The 18,741-nt window shown below is 67.5% G+C and carries 13 protein-coding genes; 8 read left to right on the forward strand and 5 right to left on the reverse strand.

The window, feature by feature from the left end; translation table 11 throughout:
- Window positions 1-31: 31 nt before the first annotated feature.
- Complete coding sequence (locus ACXJJ8_RS07395) at window positions 32-2,992, forward strand: autotransporter outer membrane beta-barrel domain-containing protein (protein WP_499028318.1); 2,961 nt, start codon at window positions 32-34, stop codon at window positions 2,990-2,992.
- Between the two features lie 58 nt (window positions 2,993-3,050).
- Here the strand turns inward: ACXJJ8_RS07395 and ACXJJ8_RS07400 are convergent, their stop codons facing one another.
- Both ACXJJ8_RS07400 and ACXJJ8_RS07405 read right to left on the reverse strand, forming a co-directional pair.
- The gene (locus tag ACXJJ8_RS07400; RefSeq protein WP_499028320.1) at window positions 3,051-3,416 is read right to left on the reverse strand and encodes a MerR family transcriptional regulator; all 366 of its coding nucleotides are present in this window, start codon (window positions 3,414-3,416) and stop codon (window positions 3,051-3,053) included.
- Between the two features lie 93 nt (window positions 3,417-3,509).
- Window positions 3,510-3,632: a hypothetical protein gene (locus ACXJJ8_RS07405; RefSeq protein ID WP_499028322.1), complete on the reverse strand. Its 123-nt coding sequence runs from the start codon at window positions 3,630-3,632 to the stop codon at window positions 3,510-3,512.
- A 468-nt stretch (window positions 3,633-4,100) separates the two neighbouring features.
- Between ACXJJ8_RS07405 and ACXJJ8_RS07410 the strand changes: the two genes are divergently transcribed.
- From ACXJJ8_RS07410 to ACXJJ8_RS07430, 5 genes are read left to right on the forward strand one after another with little or no spacing between them, the layout of a single operon-like run.
- The gene (locus ACXJJ8_RS07410) at window positions 4,101-4,679 is read left to right on the forward strand and encodes an anthranilate synthase component II (RefSeq protein WP_499028324.1); all 579 of its coding nucleotides are present in this window, start codon (window positions 4,101-4,103) and stop codon (window positions 4,677-4,679) included.
- 2 nt (window positions 4,680-4,681) lie between these two features.
- Window positions 4,682-5,722, forward strand: a complete 1,041-nt coding sequence (gene trpD, locus ACXJJ8_RS07415) for an anthranilate phosphoribosyltransferase (RefSeq protein ID WP_499028326.1) — start codon at window positions 4,682-4,684, stop codon at window positions 5,720-5,722.
- On the forward strand, window positions 5,719-6,066 hold the full coding sequence (locus ACXJJ8_RS07420) for an antibiotic biosynthesis monooxygenase family protein (RefSeq protein ID WP_499028328.1): 348 nt from the start codon (window positions 5,719-5,721) through the stop codon (window positions 6,064-6,066). Before trpD ends, ACXJJ8_RS07420 begins: the two co-directional genes overlap by 4 nt.
- 17 nt (window positions 6,067-6,083) lie before the next feature.
- Window positions 6,084-6,872 carry an indole-3-glycerol phosphate synthase TrpC gene (trpC, locus tag ACXJJ8_RS07425; protein WP_499028628.1) on the forward strand — a complete coding sequence of 263 codons (789 nt, stop codon included), beginning with the start codon at window positions 6,084-6,086 and terminating at the stop codon, window positions 6,870-6,872.
- Window positions 6,869-7,561 (forward strand): haloacid dehalogenase-like hydrolase, encoded by a 693-nt coding sequence (locus ACXJJ8_RS07430; protein WP_499028330.1) that lies wholly within the window; start codon window positions 6,869-6,871, stop codon window positions 7,559-7,561. The genes trpC and ACXJJ8_RS07430 overlap by 4 nt, the downstream gene beginning before the upstream one ends.
- 3 nt (window positions 7,562-7,564) lie before the next feature.
- Here the strand turns inward: ACXJJ8_RS07430 and ACXJJ8_RS07435 are convergent, their stop codons facing one another.
- Both ACXJJ8_RS07435 and crp read right to left on the reverse strand, forming a co-directional pair.
- Complete coding sequence (locus ACXJJ8_RS07435; RefSeq protein WP_499028332.1) at window positions 7,565-8,020, reverse strand: GNAT family N-acetyltransferase; 456 nt, start codon at window positions 8,018-8,020, stop codon at window positions 7,565-7,567.
- Between the two features lie 2 nt (window positions 8,021-8,022).
- Window positions 8,023-8,706, reverse strand: coding sequence for a cAMP-activated global transcriptional regulator CRP (gene crp / locus ACXJJ8_RS07440; RefSeq protein WP_499028335.1), 684 nt, complete (start codon window positions 8,704-8,706; stop codon window positions 8,023-8,025).
- A 175-nt stretch (window positions 8,707-8,881) separates the two neighbouring features.
- Between crp and speD the strand changes: the two genes are divergently transcribed.
- Window positions 8,882-9,673 (forward strand): adenosylmethionine decarboxylase, encoded by a 792-nt coding sequence (gene speD, locus ACXJJ8_RS07445; RefSeq protein WP_499028337.1) that lies wholly within the window; start codon window positions 8,882-8,884, stop codon window positions 9,671-9,673.
- A 36-nt stretch (window positions 9,674-9,709) separates the two neighbouring features.
- Here speD and coq7 read toward each other — a convergent pair whose 3' ends face one another.
- Window positions 9,710-10,345, reverse strand: coding sequence for a 2-polyprenyl-3-methyl-6-methoxy-1,4-benzoquinone monooxygenase (gene coq7 / locus ACXJJ8_RS07450; protein WP_499028339.1), 636 nt, complete (start codon window positions 10,343-10,345; stop codon window positions 9,710-9,712).
- Between the two features lie 235 nt (window positions 10,346-10,580).
- Between coq7 and ACXJJ8_RS07455 the strand changes: the two genes are divergently transcribed.
- A complete protein-coding gene (locus ACXJJ8_RS07455; protein ID WP_499028342.1) occupies window positions 10,581-18,695 on the forward strand; it encodes a hypothetical protein in 8,115 nt (2,704 codons plus the stop codon).
- Window positions 18,696-18,741: the final 46 nt, after the last annotated feature.

Here is an 18,741-nt window from a genome sequence, read left to right on the forward strand (position 1 = left end):
TTCCGCGCTCCCCTGTGCCCCGGAGTGGCTCGTGAAGCAGTTCGATGTGCGTCGTTCTCCCTCGTTGCCTCGTAAGGTCCTTTGCCACGCGCTGCTGGTCGCATGCGCCGGTGTTTCCTTCTCCGCCGCGGCCGCCGACGAGTGCGGCCCGGCCACCACCGGCCAGGTCGTGTGCACGCCGACGGGCCCCGAGCCCGCACCCCAGGTGCATTACCAGGGCGTCACCGATTTCGAGCTGCTGCTGAAGCAGGGTTTCAACATCGACGGCAACGCCATGCCCGACGGAGACACGGCCGTCGTCGTCTACGGATCGGGCGCGCTGTCGCTCGTCGCGGAAGAGGGCACGGTCATCCGTGCACACGACGCGTGGCCAGCCGTCGACATCGTGTCGATGGATGGCCCGGTGAATGTGCACGTCGACCAGGTGTTCGGCGGCAACGTCGGGATCGCGGCGCTCGGCGCGGGCGATGTCAGCGTCTGGGCCAACCAGGTTGAAGGCGTCGTGGCTGTCGAGGCGATCAGCACCGGGGGCGACGTCATTGTCGACGTGGCGAGCGTCGCCGGCGGCGCGTTCGGTGCGGGCGTGTCGGCCATGGCCGAACAGGGCAACGTCACCATCCTCGCAGGTGAAACCATCGCCACCGGCGATTTCACAACCGGCCTCTACGCCTCTTCGCACAACGGTTCGACGTCCATCGAGGCGGGTTTCATCCGCGCCGAAGGCCTCGGTGCGACGGCGATCTTCGCCGAGTCGTGGGAGAACGGTGACGTCCTCGTCGATGTCGGAACGGCGGTGGCGCTCGGCGATGGCGGCATCGGCATCCTCGCCGGCGCAGGACTGGGTGATGTGGCCATCCGCTCCGATTGGGTTAGCACATCGGGCAATGGCGGCGTCGGGATCGGCGCATTCGCGTTCAACGGCGATGTCACGCTCGACACCGGCGGCGTCGGCACCGACGGCGACAATGCGCGGGGCATCGACATCAGTGCGCTCGGCACCGTCACCGTGGACAACGATTCGGTCTTCACCATGGGCGTCGGATCCGATGCGATCAGCATCGAAAACGTTGGCGAAGTCCTGCTCCATTCGCAGCGCCTGACCACGTACGGCAACCAGTCCTACGGCCTGCGCGTGCTTACCGGCGCCGAAGTGATGCTGGACATCGACGAGATCACGACCTACGGCGAAGGCTCGGCCGCACTGTTCGTCGGCAACGACACCGGAGACATCCTTGCGCGCGTCGGCCGCGTGCATACATGGGCGACGACGGGCGACTGGTTCGCGATCGGGCTGAGCTCGAACACCGGCGACGTCGCATTGCTGGTCGAGGAAGAAGCGATCGCCGAATCCGGTATTGCCATCACGACGTCTTCGATGCAGGGCGGCGCGTCGATCGCGGTGGCCGAAGGCGCGACGGTGTACGGGCAGGCGATCGCGATCGATTCGGCGACGGCCACTGGCACGCGCATCGACATCGCCGGCACCATCGAAAGCGGCACGGGCCCGGTGATCAAGGTCGCGGGCAACGAGTGGGGCGTTGGAGCGGCCGATGTCCGCATCGCCTCGACGGGGACGGTCCGTGGGCACGTGCAGTTGTCCGGCGGAGACGATGTCGTCGCAAACGCCGGTGCGTTCCGCAGCGCAGGCAACAACGTGTTCGGCGAAGGCAATGACCGCTTCGCCAACATCGGGCGGGTGGAACTGCTCGAGGGTGCGACGTCGATGGCATTCGAGGGGCTGGAGCGTTTCGAGAATTCTGGCCGCGTGTCGCTCGCCAATGGCCACGTGGGCGACGTGCTCACGATCGACGGCACGTTGCATGGCGCGTCGGGCGGCACGCTTGCCGTGGATCTCGACGTCGTCGGGCACGCGGCGGACGTGATCGAAGTCGGCGCGTTGTCCGGCACGAATGCGCTGGAGCTGGACCTCGTCGGCCGCGGTTCGCTGCTCGGCATGAACGGCATCCGCGTGCTGTCTTCCGGAGGCGCGCAGACGGGCCAGGAACTCGTGCTCGCCGACAACAGCCGCAATCGCGGCTTCATCGGTTTCAAGGTCGCCTATGACGGCATCGACAGCTGGATGCTCGAGACCGACCTCGCCGACGGGGCGTATCTCGCAGGGGCCGTGCCCTCCGGCGTGCGCGACCTGTGGCGGCAGGGCGCGCAGTCGGTGTCGAGCCACCTCACGGCCACGCACGACCAGGCCGATGCGAACGGCGTCTGGTTCCAGGTCACCGGCGGCGATCTGGAAGGCACGTCGAATCTCTCGCACGCCCTGGGTTCGCGCGAACTGGAATGGCAGGGCGACCACAACGGCGCGCAGATCGGCGCGGAGATGACGATCGGCCAATGGCGGGCCGGCCTCACCGGCGGTTACGACAAGGCGGAGATGGACCTCGGCGGCGTCGAGAAGACGAAGCTCGACTCCATCAACGCCGGCCTTTACGCGCGCTGGTCGAACGACGGCTGGTTCACCAATGCAATGCTGCGTGCCGACCGCATCGACGTGGACAGCGACTGGTCGTCGATCGGCCTGGTCGACACAGGCGATGGCAGCGCCGTGGGCCTGGACATCGAGGGCGGGCATCGCTTCACGCTTTCGCGCATGTACATCGAGCCCTACCTGCGCGGTGCGTGGATCGACGTGTCGCTGCCGGACCAACAGGGCAACGCGGGCAGCGTGCACTGGGACGGCAGCGCCGTGGCGACCGGCGAACTGGGCCTGCGCCTGGGCGTGGCCGAAGGGTGGAACGGCGTGCGCCCGTATGCGGCGATGTCGATGGCGCGCGAATTCGGCGGCAAGGATGCGACGGTGTTCGATGTCGGTACCGACCGCGTGCGCGTCACCGATGAAGGAGACCGCAGCTTCGGTCGTTTCGCCGGCGGCGTGGAATGGACGATCGGCCGCGTCGACCTGTATGGGGAAGTGGAAGCGCGCGTGGGGGACATGGAAGGGGTCGGCGGGCGCCTGGGCGCACGCGTCAGGTTCTGAGCGTCACGACGCGCCGATGGCGGGTTGCAGGGGGCCTGGCCCCCTGCGGCCTGTCGGCTCACGCTTCCGCGCGAGCATCCATCCATCGCCGCAGATGGCGTTGCATGCGCTCGATTCTCTTTCGTTCGCCTTCGAGCTGGTCCAGATGCGAACGCAGGAGTGCGTGAAGGCACACGCGATCGCCGTCGCGGCCCAAGGCCTGCGCGATTTGCGCCAGCGACAGACCAGCGCGTCGCGCACGCCGCACGAGGCGCGCACGCTGCAGATCGTCCTGGCCATATTGGCGATAGCCACTGGAGGTGCGCGAGGGTTTAGGCAGCAGGCCGCGTTTTTCGTACATGCGGAGCGCGGCGGCGCTGATGCCGACGCGACGTGAAGCTTCACCGATGTCGACGAGTTGCTGAGGCGATTCGAAGCAGACCACGGCGGAATTGCTTTTGTGCGATTGAGTGGTTAACGCAACCAAAAACGCACGCAGGACACGGAACGTGGCGTCCATGCCGTAAGTCAGCCCCTCCTATGGCGTGGTCGATGCTTCCGGGTCGGCCGTCGCGGCCATCCACACCGCGCCCGTCGCCAAGTCGAACGTCACGACCTTGTCTCGCAGGAACGGCATGCCGAGATTTCCGTCGATGATCATGTCGGGCGTGAATGCATTGCCCTTTGCGCGGAAATCCGCGGATTCCGGAGGCGGGCCGCACCTTCGCCGGCTACCGCATCTACACCGCGCCGCGAGCCTGAAGGAACGCGTCGCCCATGCAACGAAATTGCCTGGCCTTCTCTCGCGCGAATCGCGCTCGCGATGCCTGTCGGCGTGCCATCGGAGTTCCCCGGCAGGTCGATGCACTCGTAGCCGGATCACCTTCGCGCTGACTCGGCCAGGGAGGCCGCCTCGCCGATGTTGTGGAAGCCTTGCGACTTGGCGTCGGCCAGTTCCGGACTTGGGTTTTATGCGGCATGGAGGGGGAAGTGCTGCCGGGTGAGAAGGCCGACGTGGTCCGCGCATTGCAGAACGAAGGCCGCGAATTCAAAGTGTAGGTACCGAAGTACGTACCACGACCGCCTGTTTGCCTTTTCTTCCATTACAAATCAACGACTTATTCAGCGCATGCTGTTAATGATCGACAACTACGACAGCTTCACCTTCAACCTCGTGCAGTACCTGCAGACCTTGGGGGCCGAAGTGAAGGTCGTGCGCAACGATGCGATCACGGTCGCGGAGATCGAGGCGCTCGCGCCGGAGCGCATCATGATTTCGCCGGGGCCGGGCACGCCGCACGATGCCGGCGTGTCGCTCGACGTCATCCGCGACCTCGGCCCGCGCATCCCGGTGTTCGGCGTGTGCCTCGGGCACCAGACGCTCGGACAGGTGTACGGCGGCGACGTCGTGCGCGCGAAGACGATCATGCACGGCAAGACTTCGCGCATCCGCCATGAAGGGCAGGGCGTGTTCGCCGGGTTGCCCGACGGTTACGAAGCCACGCGCTACCACTCGCTCGTCGTGGCGAAGGACACCTTGCCCGATTGCCTCGAAATCACGGCCTGGACCGAGGACGACAACGGCGGCTTCGACGAGATCATGGGCCTGCGCCACCGCGAACATCCGGTCGAGGGCGTGCAGTTCCATCCCGAGTCGATCCTCACCGAACACGGCCACGCCCTGTTGCGCAATTTCCTGGAACGTTGACGATGCCCATCACGCCCCAGCAAGCGCTGCAGCGCACGATCGAGCATCGCGAGATCTTCCACGACGAAATGGTCGAGCTGATGCGCGCGATCATGCGCGGCGAGGTCTCTCCCACGATGACCGCGGCCATCCTCACCGGCCTTCGCGTCAAGAAGGAAACCGTCGGCGAGATCGCCGGCGCGGCAACCGTGCTTCGCGAATTCGCGCGGCCGGTGCCGGTGCGCGATCGGACGAACCTGGTCGACATCGTCGGCACCGGCGGCGACGGCGCGCAGACGTTCAACATCTCCACGGCCGCGATGTTCGTCGTCGCGGCCGCCGGCGCGCGCGTGGCCAAGCACGGCAACCGCAGCGTGTCGTCGAAGTCGGGCAGCGCCGATGTGCTCGAAGCGCTCGGCGTGCAGATCGAACTGGCGCCCGAGAGAGTCGCCGAGTGCATCGAACGGACGGGCATCGGCTTCATGTTCGCGCCCGTGCATCACCCGGCGATGAAAGTCGTTGCGCCGGTGCGCAAGGAAATGGGCGTGCGCACGATCTTCAACATCCTCGGGCCGCTGACCAATCCCGCCGGCGCGCAGAACATCCTGATGGGCGTCTTCCATCCGGATCTGGTCGGCATCCAGGTGCGCGTGCTGCAGGAGCTCGGTGCGCAGCGCGCACTGGTGGTGTGGGGGCGCGACGGCATGGATGAACTCTCGCTCGGCGCGGGCACGCTCGTCGGTGAATTGCGCGATGGCCTCGTGCGCGAGTACGACGTGCACCCGGAAGATTTCGGCATCGCGATGGCGGCCTCGCGCAACCTGCGCGTCAACGACGCGGGCGAGTCGAAGGTGATGCTGCTCGCCGCATTGGAAGACACGCCGGGGCTGCCGCGCGAAATCGTCGCGCTGAATGCGGGCGCCGCGTTGTATGTCGCCGGAAAGGCCGAATCCCTGGAGGACGGCATTGCGCTGGCACGGCGCACGATCGCCTCGGGTGCGGCGCGGGCCAAGCTCGACGAATTCGTCGCCGCCACGCGTTCGCTTGCGGGAGTCACCGCATGACGATGCACGCGGGCTTCGCGCAGTTGCCGGAACCGCCGTACTACGCGGTGATCTTCTCCTCGCTGCGCAACGGCGAGGACGACACGGGTTACGCCGCGGCGGCCGACCGCATGCTCGAACTGGCGGCGCAACAACCGGGTTATCTCGGCGCGGAAAGCACGCGCGGCAGCGACGGCTTCGGCATTACCGTGTCCTACTGGGCGAGCGAATCGGCGATCGCCGCGTGGAAGCACCAGGCCGAACACGCGGCCACGCGCAATTATGGTCGCAAGTATTGGTACGAACATTTCGAATTGCGCGTGGCGAAAGTCGAGCGCGCCTACGGCAAGCCGACGAAGGGTTGAGACGGCAAGTGAAGCAAATGCACGATGTGCTGGATACGATCCTGGCGCGCAAGGCCGAGGAAATCGCCGAGCGCCAACGCGTTCGCCCGCTCCAGGCGCTGCGCGAGGCGGCGCTTGCGATGCCGGAACCGCGCGGTTTCGCACAGGCCATGCGAGACAAGCGCGCGCACAACCTGCCGGCCGTGATCGCCGAGGTCAAGAAAGCGAGTCCGTCGAAGGGCCTGATCCGCGCGGACTTCGACCCTGCCGCCATCGCGCGCAGCTACGAAGCCGGCGGCGCCACGTGCCTGTCCGTGCTGACCGACGTGGATTATTTCCAGGGCAGCGATGCCTACCTGCAACAGGCGCGCGCTGCCTGCGCGCTGCCGGTGTTGCGCAAGGATTTCACCATCGACGAGTACCAGGTGTACGAGGCGCGCGTGCTCGGCGCCGATTGCATCCTGCTCATCGTCGCTGCGCTCGACGACCTGCGCCTGGCCGAACTCACCGTGCGCGCGCTCGAATTGGGCATGGACGTGCTGGTCGAAGTCCACGACCTCGACGAACTCGAACGCGCGCTGCAGGTGCCCGCGCCGCTGTTGGGCGTGAACAACCGCAACCTGCGTACGTTCGATGTCTCGCTCGACACCACGCTGTCGCTGCGCGAGGCCGTGCCGGCCGATCGCATCCTCGTCACCGAGAGCGGCATCGCCACGCGCGCCGACGTGCGGCGCCTGCGCGATGCGTCGGTCAACGCGTTCCTGGTCGGCGAAACCTTCATGCGTGCGCCCGATCCGGGCACCGCCCTGCGCGAGTTGTTCGCATGATCCACGCGCCCCTGGTCGTCTTCGACTTCGACCACACGCTCTACGACGGCGATTCCGGCGGCCACCTGGTGTTGTGGCTGCTCAAGCGCAGTGGGCTGCGCCGCATCGGCGCGTTGCTGGCGACGCCGCTGCTGTTGCCGCTGGTCGCCTTCCTGCCGACGCGGCGCTACGGCATTTCCGGTTACCTGTGGATCGGCACGCTGGGGCTGCACGAACGGCGCGATCTGGACAAGCTCATCGACCAATACGTCGCGCACGACGCGCCGCGCATCCGCGAACGCCTGTTGCCCAAGGCGCTTGCGGTGCTGCAGCAGCATCGTGAGGCGGGCGATCGCGTCCTTGTCGCAACGGGCGCGCCGCCGGAGCTGGCGCGCGCGATCCTGGATTTCGTCGCGCACGAGGACCTGCCGGTGATTGGAAGCGTGTCGCGTCCGTTCCTCGGCGGCCTGGTCACGCGCGACCACTGCCACCACGAAAACAAGATGCGCATGGTGCGCGCGGCGGGCTACGACCCGATCGACGTCGCGTATTCCGACAGTGCCGCGGATCTGCCGCTGTTGCTCGCCGCGCGTGCGCCCGTCGTCGTGAATCCGAAAGCGAGTCGCGTGGAGATGTTCCGGCGCGTGTTGCCGCCGGGGACGCCGATTCTCAATTGGGGTTGCGAGGATCGCGCCGGCGATCCCGCCTGAGCTTCAATCGCCCAGCAGTTTCACGAAATGGCGCGAGCCATCGCTGTAGCCGCAGGCGTGGTAGAAGGCGTGCGCGCCGGTGCGCGAGGGATTGCTCGTGACTTCCAGCCGCACCGCGCCGTTGCGGCGCGCCAGCGTTTCCATCTCGCGCAACAGTCGCCGGCCGATGCCCTGGCCGTAACAGTCTTCGGCAACGACCAGCGCGGTGATCCGGGCGACATCCGCGCCGCGGGTCAGCGAGTAATTGAGCTTCATCGCCGCCAGGCCCGCCGGCGCGCCATCGCGCTCGGCAAGCAACAGGAACTGCCGGGTTTCTTCGCGAAAGTGCGCAATGCGCGCATGCGCTTCGACGGGCGTGCACGGATAACCGAGTGCCTCGAGCAGGGCGGCGACCGCTTCGGCGTCGCCCGGCTCCACGCCGCGCACCCGCAGGACCATGGCGGGTGCTTCGGCGTGCATGCTCAGCGCGTTCCGTAGAGCACGACGGTCTTGCCGCGGGCATGCAACTTGCCTTCGGCTTCGAGCTTCTTCAGCACGCGGCCGGCCATTTCGCGCGAACACCCCACCAGGCGCGCCAATTCCTGGCGCGACACGCGCAACTGCGTGCCCTGCGGATGGCTCATCGATTCGGGCTCGCGCGCCAGGTCGTGGAGCGTGCGCACGATGCGATCGGTGACGTCGAGGAAGGCCAGGCGGCCGGCCTTGCGGCTGGTGTCGAGCAGGCGGCGCGAAAGCTGCGCGCCGATCATGTAAAGGATCTTCGGCGCGTCGGCGATCAGCGGGCCGAGCAGCAGTTGGTACAGGCGCTCGTAGCTGATCTCGGCGAGCTCGCACGGCGTGCGCGTGCGCAGTGCGACTTCGCGTCGTTCGGTCTCGATGAACAGGCCCATCTCGCCGACGAACTCGCCGGCGCCGAGGTAGCCGAGCACCAACTCACGGCCGTCGTCTTCCTCGGTGATGATGCTCACCGACCCGTTGACCACGTAATACAGCGTGCCGGCCGGATCGCCGGGGCGGAAGACGTCGGTGCGGGTGGGATAACGACGGCGGTGGCATTGCGCGAGGAAACGTTCGAGCGTCGGGCCGTCGGGCGCGAGGGGGCTGGAGGCGCGTCGGAGCGGCGTGGCGTGGAAGTTTGGGCTCATGGGCGCTCTGGTGCTCAGGGGATGTTGAAAACAGGGGATCGCCGCAGCTTAGGCCCAATTCCGGGGCAGTGGTAGATACGTGCAGGCCATGCGATGCCCCTTCCGGGCCGCATGCCGCATAATCGCGCCCCTCGACGGCTCCCCCTCGCCGTAGCACCACCCAAGGACTCGACCGATGGTCAAGCCGCTGCCGCGCCTCAAGCTCCAGGGTTTCAACAACCTGACCAAGGYGCTGTCGTTCAACATCTACGACGTCTGCTACGCGGTGTCGGAAGAGCAGCGCCAGCGCTACATCGAATACATCGACGAGGAATACAACGCCGACCGCCTCACCCAGATCCTGACGGACGTGGCGGAGATCATCGGCGCCAACATCCTCAACGTGGCCCGCCAGGACTACGACCCCCAGGGCGCGTCGGTGACCATCCTGATCAGCGAGCAGCCGGTCGTGGAGAAGGCGCTGGCCAAGGGCGTGATCTCCGAGGCAGTGGTCGCGCACATGGACAAGTCGCACATCACGGTGCACACCTATCCGGAGACCCACCCGGACAACGGCATCGCGACCTTCCGCGCCGACATCGACGTGGCCACCTGCGGCGTGATCTCCCCGCTGCGCGCGCTGAACTACCTGATCGAGAGCCTGGAATCGGACATCGTGGTGATGGACTACCGCGTGCGCGGCTTCACGCGCGACATCAAGGGCCGCAAGCATTACATCGACCACAAGATCAACTCGATCCAGGACTACCTGGCCAAGAACGTGAAGTCGCGCTACGAGATGCTCGACGTCAACGTCTACCAGGAAAACATCTTCCACACGAAGATGCATTTGAAGGAATTCGACCTCGACAACTATCTGTTCGAGGAAAAGGCGAAGAACCTGTCCTTCAAGGAGCGCATGAAGATCGAGGCGCGGCTCAAGCGCGAGATCGAAGAGCTCTATCACGGTCGCAACCTGACCGAGTGATCCCACGGAGGCCGGCGCAAGCCGGCCTTCGCGCACCTAGATCCGGTATGCGATCGCCTTCATCAGGTTCGACGCGGCCGCCATCAGCGTCGGCACCGGTCGCGGCAGCACGCGGGCGCCTTGCGACTGTGCATGGTCGGCATGGCGCGCTTCATCGGCCTTCATCGTTTCCAGGATCGCGCGGCTGCGCAGGTCGGCGGCGGGGAGGCGTTCGAGGTGTTCGTGCAGGTGGGCTTCCACCTGGCGCTCGGTTTCGACCACGAACCCCAGGTTCCAGCCATCGCCGCGCAGCCCGGCGAGGACGCCGATCGCATAGCTGCCGGCGTACCAGACCGGGTTGAGCAGGCTGGGGCGGTCGTCGAGTTCGGCGAGCCGGTCGGCGCACCAGGCGAGGTGGTCGGTCTCTTCGGCGGCGGCGGCGAGGAGTGCCTGCCGGGTCTCCGGGTCGCGTGCGACGGACGCCTGCCCGACGTAGAGCGCCTGCGCACAGACCTCGCCGACATGATTGATGCGCATCAAACCCGCGGCGTGCCGACGTTCGTCGTCCCCGAGAACCACCTCCGCGGTATCGCCCGCGGGGTTGCCCCGCGACGCATCCGGGCGGCCGAAGACGGTGGACAACGCGTTCTGCGTGTCGATCAGGAAGCGGTCGAGCGGGGTGAGGTCGCGCATGGCCGGCAGTGTACCGACCTGTTGCCGGAAGCCCGGGCAGGCAGCCGTCTGAAGGGTTCAGGTGTCCGATTGTCCGCTTTCGGTCACCGTGATGGCCGTCCTATTCCATTCGTGAGGTTTCTCACCTTAAACTCGGCTGAACTGAGTCGAAACCGAGACTCAGGTCACAGGGGTTGTGGCCTTTGCATCGCAGGACGCGGCGCAGGGGCTTCGTAAAACACATCAGGGGAACAACTTGAAGAACGATCGCACCCGGGCGAGCCGCAAGGCCGCTCGTCGCTACAACGTCGCTCCCGTGGCGCGCGCCGTCCGCTCCGTCCTTACCCTTTCCGCCGCCGCCCTGATGTTCTCGGGCACCGGCGTCGTCCTCGCGAAGTCGCCGGTCGTCGCGCCGCTCCCCGTCGAGCGCGCCAGCCTGTCGCACGAATTCGCGAAGGTCGTCGACCTGACGCGCGTGTCGGACGAATGGACGCCGAAGAGCGTCGTCGACGAAGAATTCCAGTCCTTCGCCGCCCCCATGGGCGTGGTCGAACCGACGATGTTCGCCGCGGGCGCCACGCTCGAAGGCTTCGGCATCGTCGACGACCCGACGATCCTGCCCGGTTCGTTCCACACCGGCCCCGGTGGCGTCAGCGGATCCGACGATGCGGTCTTCCGCAACTGGGATCTGTCCGTCCCCTACAACGGCCCGGTCAATTGGAACCTGACCGACGGCTTCGTGCCGACGGCGCAGGTCTCCACCACCGGCATCGCGGTCGGCGCGTTCATCAGCAACGACGACTCGCTCCACGTTTCCAATGACTGGGACGGTACCGACGTCACCGGTTACACCTGGGCCGCGGGCCTGGAAGTCGAATCGCCCGGCATCACCGGCGTGGAAAACTTCGATTCCATCACCTCGACGGTCACCGGCGCCGACGGCGTCGCCTTCGGCGTGTACGCCATCGGCAACGCGGGCGCGTGGATTTACAACGACGGCACGCTCGCGGTGAACGGCGATGGCGCCGGCGCCGACGCGTTCGGCATGTACGTGTTCTCGAGCAACGGCATCGCCGCCACCCGGAACTTCGCCGACATGGCCGTCTACGCAGACGGCGATGCCGTCGGTTCCTCCGCGGTGTCGCTCGGCGCCAACGCGTGGAATGCCAACAGCGGCACGATGATCGTCTCCGGCTACGACGCGCAGGGCATGTACGCCGCCTCCGTGGCCGGCGATACGTTCGGCCAGAACACCGGCACGCTGAGCGTCAGCGGCTTCTACGCGACCGGCATCTATGCGCTTTCGATCAACGGGACCGCGCACGCCGACAACTACGCCAACCTCGATGTCTACGGCGCATTCGCGCAGGGCGCGTGGGCACGTTCGATCAACGGCTCGGCCGAGGCGTCCAACAGCGCCGCCGGCGTTGTCAACGTGGACGGTTACTACGGCGCCGCGGGGCTCATCGCCAATGCCGACAACGGCACGGCGACGGTCACGAACGCCGGCATGGTCAACGTGATTTCCTCGGCCGGCGTCGCGCGCGGCGCGTTCGCCTACGGGCAAACGGCCGTCGTCACCAACAGCGGCACGCTCACCACGGGCGCCGCGATCCAGGCCATCGGCATCGACGCCGAGGGCGACCGCGGTGCGACCGTCACCAACAGCGGCACCATCGTGGCCGGCAGCAGCGGCGACGCGATCGGCGTGTGGGCGACCAGCAATGGCGACACCCGCGTCGTCAACGACGTCTCGGGCAACATCGACGTCGACTCGGTCAACGGCATCGCCTACGGCATCTACGCCGGCGGTTACGACGCGTACGTGCGCAACTTCGCGAACGTCGATGCAGCGTCGGTGTACGGCGATGCGATCGGCATCGGTGTCGCCGGCGTGTACGCCTTCGCCCAGAACGACGGCACGATCAACGCCAACGGCGGTTCGGCCGGCATCGGCATGTTCGGTTACGGCGTGGTTTCGGCGAACCTCGACAATGACGGCTCGATCAACGCGACCGCGAGCGCGACCGAAGGCTTCGCCGCCGGCATCCTCGCCATCGGCGACAGCGTCGGCGCGATCAACGGGGGCACGATCTACGCCTCCGGCGCCTTCGCGACCGGCATCGACATGCGCGGCACGAGCGCCGGCAGCGTGGAGAACTACGACGACGTCATCGTCCGCGGCGGCGACGTCACCGGCATCAGCGTGCGCGCCAGCGGCCAGGGCGGCACGGCGAATGTCCTGAACTACGGCGTCGTGGATGCGCAGGGCGACCTGTTCGCCGTGGGCATCGCGGCGGTCGCGCGCGGTTACCTCGGCACGGCGAGCGTCTACAACGGCGGCAACGTCACCGCCTCGGCGAAGTACGGTGCGGCGCAGGGCATCGTGGCTTCGGCCGACACCGCTGCCTCCGTCGACAACCAGGGCGTGCTGCATACCTACGGCGGCGACAGCGCGTACGGCATCCTCGCGCTCTCGGCCGACGGCGACGTCACCGTCGACAACGGCAACCAGATCATCACCGCCGCGTCGAACCGCGGCTACGGCATCGCCTACGGCATCGCGGCGCAGTCGAACAACGGCCTGGTGTCGATCACCAACGACGGCTTGATGATCACCGCCGGCGAAGACACCGCCATGGGGATTTACGCTTCGACGAAGTGGAACGACGTCGAGGTCACCAACAACGGCGCGCTCGTTTCGGTCGCCAAGTACGGTGCGGCCACCGGTGCGATTGCCATCACCTACACCGGCGATGCGACCGTCACCAACGGCGAGTACGGCCAGGTGCTGGCGAGCGGCGCCTATTCGGCCGGCGGCCTGCGCGCGATTTCGCTGTACGGCGATGCGATCGTCACCAACGACGGCACCGTGCAGACCTCGGCCGGCGCGCTCGACCGCGGCCTGACCGCGCGTTCGCTGTACGGCGGCACTGCGACCATCACCAACAACGGCACCATCGAGACCAACGGCGGCTACAGCTCCTACGGCGTGTGGGCGCGCTCGGACTACGGCGATGCCATGGTGCACAACACCAACAGCATCAAGTCCACCTCGACGAACGGCGTGGCCTACGGCGCGCTCGCCGGTGGCGCGTACACGATCAGCATCGACAACAGCGGCGAGATCCTCGCCTACGCGACGAACGGGACCGCGGCCGGCGTACTGGCCTATTCGCTGGGCGGCGATGCGAGCGTCACCAACAGCAACTACCTGCTCGGGGTCGCGGGCGACAAGGCCTATGGTGCGCAGGTCATCGCCAATGCCGGCACCGCGTCGCTGACCAACACCGTCGACGGCAGGATCGTCGCCAGCGGGTACAACGTGGCCGATGCGGTGTTCGCCTCGGGCGCGGTGGTCGACGTTCAGAACTACGGGGCGCTGACGGCCGACGCCGACGGCTGGGCCGCGGGCGTCGAAGCGGTCGGCGGCGACATCAACCTGGTTTCGCACACGGGCGCCGACATCGTCGCCTATGCCTATTCGGGCCGCGCCACGGGCCTGTTCGCGAACGCCGACGGCGACGCGACGGTGCGCAACGGTGGCAGCCTCGACGTGGATTCGTTCTCGGGCGACGCGTTCGGCACGTTCGCGCAGGCCGGCGGCAACGCCATTCTCACCAACGGCGGCGCACTCACCGCGAATTCGGTGCAGGGCGATGCGTTCGGCATGGTCGGCATCGGTTACAACGCCGACCTCAGCCAAAGCGGTTCGATCACGGTCGGCGGTTACGGCACGGCGGTCGGCATCCAGGGCGTCGGTTACGCGCACGCGAACATCGTCAACAACGGCGACGTCGGCGTGACGGCGGTTTCCGGCATCGCGGCAGGCCTCTACACCTACGCGGTGCACGACACGCGCCAGGTCAACAACGGCACGATCACCGCGCACGCCGGCAGCGGCCGCGCGTTCGGCATGTACGCCTACGGCTTCGACCAGACCGAGGTCCGCAACCTCAAGGGCCATTCGATCTACGCGTCGGTCGACAACGGCCAGGCCTACGGCATGTTCGGCTACGGCGAAGACGCGCTCCTGGTCAACGACGGTGCGATCACCGCGACCTCCGGCAACGGCACGGCCATCGGCATGCTCGGCGTCGGCTACGCGACGAGCGCGGTGTCCAACCGCGCCACCGGTTCGATCGTCGCCACCGCCGAAAACGCCTTCGGACTGGTCACCAACGGCGACGTCGCGACAGGCACCAATGGCGGCGACATCGCCGCGCATGGCGGCAGCAACGCCATCGCGATGCAGGGCCTGGGCATGTACGAGGGCAGCACGGTGTCGCTGACCAACAGCGCGACCGCCACGCTGTACGCCAACGTGGCGAACAAGTACGGCGCGGCCGCGGGCATCGTTGGCAACGCCGACGGCGACGTGGGAATCACCAACGGCGGCACGATCGCCGTGCGTAACGGCCACTACACCTACGGCGTGCAGGGACATTCGGATTCGGGCAACGTCTCGATCCACAACGCCGGTGACATCACCAGCTACGCGAGCGTCTTCAACGGCAACGCTTTCGGCATCGACGCGTCGGGTTACGGCGACGTCGCGGTCGATTCCTCCGGTTCGATCATCGCCACCGGCAAGTACGCGACGGGCATTTCGGCCTTCGCACAGGCCGGCGACGTCACGGTCGACAACGGCGGCGCCCTCACCGCCAATGCGCTGCTGCGCCAGGGCCTGGGCATCGTCGCGATCGCCGATGCGGGCGACACGACCGTCGGCAACACCGGCACGATCACGATCAACGGCGCCGCACCGGGCGCGATGGTGATGGGCGTGGTCGCCGGTTCGTACAACGGCAGCGCCACGATCCACAACGACGCGGGCGCGACCGTCACCACGATCTCCCAATACGGCGTCGCGGGCGGCCTCTACGCGTTCGGCCCCGATGTGTCGATCGACAACGGCGGCGACGTGTTGGTGACCGGCGGCCTCTCCGCGGTCGGCATCGGCTTCGACGCCGATCACGCGACTGTCTCCAACGGTGGCACGATCACGGTTTCGCAACTGGGCGGTACGCCGCAGGCGCCGACGCTCGAAGTCACCCCGGGCAACGGCATCGGCATCGCCGGTCATGTCGCCGAAGGCGGTTCGGCGGTCGTGACGAACGACGGCGCGATCAGCGTCACGGCCCTGGAGAATGCGTTCGGCATCCAGGTGGACGGCTCGGGCGACATCTCGGTCGATTCCGCCGGTTCGATCGTCGTGGGCGGCGCGTTTGCGGCCGGCATCGCGGCGCTCACCGACGCGGGCGACCTGTCGATCGACAACGGCGGCGACGTGCACGTGACCGGCGACGCCGCCGCAATGGGCGTAGGCTTCGACGCGGATCACGCGACCATCGCCAACAGCGGCACGATCACGGTCTCGCAGCTGGGCACCGCGGTGCAGCCGCTCGACGTCGCGGCCGGCAACGGCATCGGCATCGCCGGCTACGTCGGTGCCGGTGGCCTGGCCACGGTGACCAACGACGGTGCGATCGACGTGGCCGCCCTGGACTATGCCTTCGGCATCCAGGTCGGCGGTTACGGCGACGTGGTCGTCGACGGCGCGGGTGCGATCACCGTGGAGGGCAGCACCGCGGTCGGCATCCACGTCGACGCGCTTGCCGACGTCGGCGCGACGCATGTCGACGTCACCACGGGCGCCATGCTCACGGCCCACGGCGCGAACGCGGCCATGGGTGTGTTCGCCTACGGCAGCACGGTCTCGATCCAGAACACGGGCACGACCGAGGTTTTCTCGAACTTCGACGCGATCGGCCTGCGCGGCATCGGCGTGGACGCCGTCAGCATCGGCAACAGCGGCGACCTGAGCGTCGGCGCCTACGGCCACGACGCCACGGGCATCTCGGCGCTCTCCGGCGTGTCGGCCGCCATCGCAAACACCGGCGATGTGTCGGTCTCGATCGGCGAGGGTGGCGCGGGCAAGGCGTTCGGCCTGCACGCGCGCAGCGATGGCGATACGTCCGTCGTGAATGGCGGCACTGTCACCGTCGATGCCACCGCGCTCCCGAACGACGGCACCGCCTCGGGCCTCTACGCCTTCGGCTACGTGACAGCGAATCTCGACAACACCGGCGAGGTGACGGTCACTGCCGGCGCCGACGCCTCCGGCGGCAGCGTCTTCGGCATCGACGCGACCTTCCACAACGCCGGCGGCATCACGGCAACCTCGCTCCACGGCGACGCGACCGGCGTGTTCGCCAACGGCGAAACGATCGGCTTCGGCAACGCCGGCGACATCACCGCGCACGGCTACGGCCGCGCTTACGGCGCGCTCGTCCTGGGCTACGGCACCGTCGCGGTGGACAACGGCGGCGACATCACCGCGCTCGCACAGGGCCGCGCCAATGGCCTGGTCGTCGGCGGCGACAGCGTGACGGTGGCCAACGCGGGCGACATCCATGCCATCGCCTATCAGGGCGCGGCGGCGGGTGCCTTCGCCTTCTCCTACGGCAACCTCGACTTCAACAACAGCGGTTCGATCACCGCGCAAGCCGCTGGCGACGTGATCGGCTTGGCCCTCGAGGCCAACGGTGATGCGACGCTCGCCAACAGCGGCCTGCTCGGCGCGATCCACCAGGATCACGCCGTCGCGTTGAACCTCGACGTGCTTGGCACCGCCACGGTGAACAACATCGGCGACATCGTCGCGCAGGGCTCGGAAGAAGGCAGCATCGCCATCCAGGGCGGCGACGGCTTCGACCTGGTCACCAACGGCGGCGACATCGTCGGCGCGCTGGTGATGGGCGCGGGCGACGACCGCCTGACCAACGCGGCGGGCGGCACGTGGTCGGTGCGCGGGCACGCGACCGACTTCGGCGACGGCGACGACGCCATCGTCAACGCGGGCACCATCGTGCTGCACGACGCGGCGATCAGCCTCGGCGGCAACGGCACGGCCGGCAACAGCTTCACCAACAACGGCCTGCTCTCGATCGCCGGCGACACCGCGGTCGACATGGGCACCGGCGGCATGGTGGCGCTGGCGGCGGGCAACGCGCCGGTTTCGGTGCTCAACCCGCTGGCCTTCACCAACAACGGCACGATCAGTTTCCTCGACGGCGCGCCGGACGACATGCTCACGATTACCGGCGACTTCGCAGGCCAGGGCGCGCTGAACGTCGACGTCTCGCTGCTCAACGGCACCAGCGACATGCTGTACGTCGACGGCAACATCGTCGGCAATTCGGTGCAGACGCTCAACGTCAACGTCCTCGACCTGCTGACCAGCGCCACCGAAATCGACATCCCGGTGGTCGTGGTGGAAGGCGATGCGACGGCGAGCAACGTGAAGGCGGGCAGCATCGTCGCCGGCAACGTCAACTTCAACGCGAACAACTTCCTCGACCTGAAGGTCGCGGTGAGCCCGCACGTCAACGCGCAGAACGGTTCGGTCGACGTCTTCGCGCTGACGCTCGGCTTCGGCGGCCTCAACGACACCGGCGCGCTCGCCACCGCGATCGCGCCGGGCGCGCACAGCCTGATGGCATCGCAGGTGGGCACCTTCCGCCAGCGCATGGGCGTGTTCTCGCAGCTGGGCGACAGCGACAAGGGCGCATGGGTGCGCGTGTTCGGCGACAAGGGCACGATCACGCCGGACGCGCAGCTCGACAACCTGCCGGCGTCGAACAACTTCGCCTTCGACCAGACCAACCAGGGTGTCGAGGCGGGCGTCAACGCGCTGGTCACCGACGGCTTCTACCTCGGCGCCAGCCTGTCGAAGTCGCGCGGCAAGCAGGACCTGGCCAACGGCTTCGGCGACGACGACATCGACGGCACCACCGTCGGCGGCTACGTCACCTGGCTCGGCCAGAACGGCATGTACGCCGACGTCTCCTACCGCTGGATGCATTTCGAAGCCGACATGACGTCCTTCGGCGGCCATCGCGAAGTGGGCGGCGACGCCGGCGCGTTCAACGCCGAGCTCGGCTGGAACGTGTGGACCTCGGCCGGTGGCATGAAGCTCGTCCCGCAGGTGCAGTACACCCGCACGAAGGTCGAGAACATCGATCGCATCGAGGGCGACCTCGCCGACTTCGTCTCCGACGGCGGTACGTCTTCGCGCGCCCGCCTGGGCCTGGAGATGGAGCAGACCTTCCAGTCGGCCTCGGGCACGAAGTGGACGCCATATGGCGTGCTGAGCCTGGTGCGCGAGTTCGACGGCGAGACCGGCTTCACCGTCGCCGACACCTTCACCGGCCGCACCAGCACCGAAGGCACCAGCGGCCAGGTCGAGTTCGGCGTGAACGCGAAGATCGGCCAGCGCGTCGACGTGTGGGGCGGCCTGAACTACATGGACGGCGGCGCCATCGACGGCGTGTGGGGTGGGCAGGTCGGCGTGCGCTACACCTGGTGATCGTGGTGGTCCCGGCGGCCTTTCGCCGCCGGGGCCCATTCAGCGG

The organism is Lysobacter sp. P5_C4 (assembly GCF_054049695.1).